The sequence below is a fragment of the Sphingomonas sp. genome, assembly GCF_051962185.1.
Classification (GTDB): domain Bacteria; phylum Pseudomonadota; class Alphaproteobacteria; order Sphingomonadales; family Sphingomonadaceae; genus Sphingomonas.
On record NZ_JBQCCN010000242.1, the window covers coordinates 1 to 3,248 of the forward strand.

At 67.2% G+C, this 3,248-nt stretch carries 3 protein-coding genes and 1 pseudogene; 3 read left to right on the top strand and 1 reads right to left on the bottom strand.

Translation table 11 applies throughout. The features are described 5' to 3' along the window. Positions 1–109 precede the first annotated feature (109 nt). Entirely contained in the window at positions 110–1,651 is a 1,542-nt protein-coding gene (atpD, locus tag ACTHJR_RS15580) for a F0F1 ATP synthase subunit beta (protein ID WP_440524156.1), read from the top strand. Positions 1,652–1,775: 124 nt separating this feature from the next. Beyond that, the gene (locus ACTHJR_RS15585) at positions 1,776–2,027 is read left to right on the top strand and encodes an ATP synthase F1 subunit epsilon (RefSeq protein ID WP_440524157.1); all 252 of its coding nucleotides are present in this window, start codon (positions 1,776–1,778) and stop codon (positions 2,025–2,027) included. Between the two features lie 198 nt (positions 2,028–2,225). On the opposite strand, the gene ACTHJR_RS15590 is transcribed toward ACTHJR_RS15585, so the two are convergent. Continuing rightward, complete coding sequence (locus ACTHJR_RS15590; RefSeq protein WP_440524158.1) at positions 2,226–2,672, bottom strand: DUF6265 family protein; 447 nt, start codon at positions 2,670–2,672, stop codon at positions 2,226–2,228. A gap of 111 nt (positions 2,673–2,783) precedes the next feature. Between ACTHJR_RS15590 and ACTHJR_RS15595 the strand changes: the two are divergent. Beyond that, positions 2,784–3,248 (top strand): annotated as a pseudogene (locus ACTHJR_RS15595) (CpaF family protein); the annotation flags it as partial.

The following is a 3,248-nucleotide window of genomic DNA, read 5'->3' on the forward strand; positions in this document are numbered from 1 at the left end:
CGCCCCCGCGGGGGGGGCGGGGCCGGTCGGGGGGGGGGTGCTCCCGGTTTTACTTTCCCCCCCCGGCCCCCCGCCGGGGCGACGAATTGAAGAAGCAAGGTAGGACATCATGGCAACCGCCCCGACTGCAGAGAAGCCCGCTCGCAAGCCGCGCGCGACCAAGCCGAAGGCTGCCGCTCCGGCCGCCGACGTGACGTCGACCGCGCCCGTCGCGACGACCAACAATGTCGGCACGATCAGCCAGGTCATCGGCGCGGTCGTCGACGTGACCTTCCCCGACCAGCTGCCGGCGATCCTGTCGGCGCTCGAGACCGACAATAACGGCAACCGCTTGGTCCTCGAGGTCGCGCAGCATCTCGGCGAGAACACCGTCCGCACGATCGCGATGGACTCGACCGAGGGCCTGACCCGCGGCCAGAACGTGACCGACACCGGCTCGCAGATCCGCGTGCCGGTCGGCCCCAAGACGCTCGGCCGCATCCTCAACGTCATCGGCGAGCCGATCGACGAGCGCGGCCCGGTCGGTGCCGAGCAGTCGGCCCCGATCCATGCCGAGGCTCCCCTGTTCGTCGACCAGTCGACCGAGAGCGCGATCCTGGTCACCGGCATCAAGGTCATCGACCTGCTCGCGCCGTACGCGAAGGGCGGCAAGATCGGCCTGTTCGGCGGCGCCGGCGTCGGCAAGACCGTGCTCATCCAGGAACTGATCAACAATATCGCCAAGGGCCATGGCGGCACCTCGGTGTTCGCCGGCGTCGGCGAGCGTACCCGTGAGGGCAACGACCTCTATCACGAATTCCTCGACGCGGGCGTCATCGCCAAGGACGCCGACGGCAACGCGATCAGCGAAGGCTCGAAGGTCGCCCTGGTCTATGGCCAGATGAACGAGCCGCCGGGCGCCCGCGCCCGCGTCGCTCTGTCGGGCCTGACCATCGCGGAATATTTCCGCGACCAGGAAGGCCAGGACGTTTTGTTCTTCGTCGACAACATCTTCCGCTTCACCCAGGCCGGCGCCGAAGTGTCGGCATTGCTCGGCCGTATCCCGTCGGCGGTGGGCTATCAGCCGACGCTCTCGACCGACATGGGTGCTCTCCAGGAGCGCATCACCTCGACCAACAAGGGTTCGATCACCTCGGTCCAGGCCGTGTACGTCCCCGCGGACGACTTGACCGACCCGGCGCCGGCGACCTCGTTCGCCCACTTGGACGCGACGACCGTGCTCAACCGCGCGATCTCGGAACTCGGCATCTATCCGGCGGTGGACCCGCTCGATTCGACCAGCCGCGTGCTCGAGCCGCGCGTCGTCGGCCAGGAGCATTACGAGACCGCGCGCGCGGTCCAGTCGATCCTGCAGAAGTACAAGTCGCTGCAGGACATCATCGCGATCCTGGGCATGGACGAACTGTCGGAAGAGGATAAGCTCACCGTCAGCCGCGCCCGCAAGATCCAGCGCTTCCTGTCGCAGCCGTTCCACGTGGCCGAGGTGTTCACCAACATTCCGGGCGAGTTCGTGCAGATCGAGGACACGATCCGCTCGTTCAAGGCGGTGGTGAACGGCGAGTACGACCACCTGCCGGAAGCGGCCTTCTACATGGTCGGCGGCATCGACGGCGTCATCGCCAAGGCCGAGAAGCTGGCCGCGGAGGCGTAAGAACGGCTTCTCCCTCTCCCCTCCGGGGAGAGGGCCGGGGAGAGGGGCAGCCACAGGCCCTGCTTTCCGCACTGCCCCTCTCCCCTACCCTCTCCCCGATGGGGAGAGGGAGCAAGGAAGAAAAATGCTGCATTTCGAACTCGTGACGCCCGAAAAGCTCCTCCGCTCGGAGGAAGTGTGGCAGGTCGTCGTGCCCGGCACCGAGGGCGACTTCGGCGTGCTGCAGGGCCATGCGCCGTTCATGTCGACGATCCGCGACGGCAACCTCGCGATCTACACGACCGAGAAGGCCGAGCCCGAGCTGGTGCCGATCAAAGGCGGCTTCGCCGAGGTGTCGGCGACCGGGCTGACGGTGCTGGCAGAGCAAGCCGGGTAAGGCTCGGCGCAGGGAAATAGCCGCGGCTATTTCCCGCCCGGCGGCGAGCCCGGCCGGCCTCGCATGACGAAGACCGACGACGCGGCTTTGCCGCGGCGCCATTCCATCAGGATGCAAACCCCGGCGAAGGCTGGGGTTTTTTACATGTAGTCCGAAAGCACCACGAGATCCCAGCTTTCGCTGGGATGACGGGAGCGATCAGCTTCCCAACTGCCTTTTGTAATGCCAGCGATACGCCTTGGTCCCATCCATCAGGCTGATCTCCGCAGCCAGGTCCATGCCCTCGCGCCAATAGCGGATGCGCTGCGGGTAATCGTGTTGCGGATTGGCGAAGACGATCTCGCGCGGTCCCGACGACAGTTCGGGGAAAGCGACGCGCGGCGTGCCCTTGGGCGAGGCGTAGAATATCAGCTTGCCGTCGCCGCTGCGCTCGATCTGCATCGCTTCCCACGAGCGGAGGTCCTCGCCATGCCCGTTGCGCCCGCTGCCCAGCATCGTGCCAGCGCGCGGCCCGGTCCAGCATTCCTCGGTCCAGTTGGGCCCTTGCTGCTCGCTCCAGCATCCCGCCATCCAGCCGGGCATCGCGGGCACGGCGCCCGCGCCCGTCGCCAGCCATGTCAGCCCGATCAACGCTATCCGACGCATCGTCCCCTCCCCTTCTTGCGCAAACCTAGGACCGAGCGGCACTCGCTTGGTTAGGAAATTGTCAAATCTTAGCGCCTAGGAACCGGTCCTGACCATGAGGGATCGAGGGGCATGAGCGCGTTCGGGCGCCGTAATGGCATGGGTGCCGGGCCAGCCGGCAGGCCGGCGTTTGGCGTTGCGCGCCCGATGCAGGGCGGCGGCGCCGCGCAACCCGCGTCCGATACGGCGGAGCAATTCCCACCCTTGCCGACCGGCGTTCCGGGCGAGACCGAAGGCGACCAGCCGCCGGCCAGCACGCCCGGCGGCGACGCGATGGCGCGCCTGACCGAGCGCCAGAACGCCAGCGGCGACGCTGCCAGCGTCAAGGCCGAGGGTTTCGAAGCCTCCGTCCACAAGATCAAGGAACAGGTGCTGCCGCGCCTGCTCGAACGCGTCGATCCCGAAGCCGCCGCCACGCTCAACAAGGACGAGCTGGCCGAGGAATTTCGCCCGATCATCGGCGAAGTGCTCGCCGAGCTCAAGCTGACGCTCAACCGCCGCGAGCAGTTCGCGCTGGAAAAGGTGCTGGTCGACGAA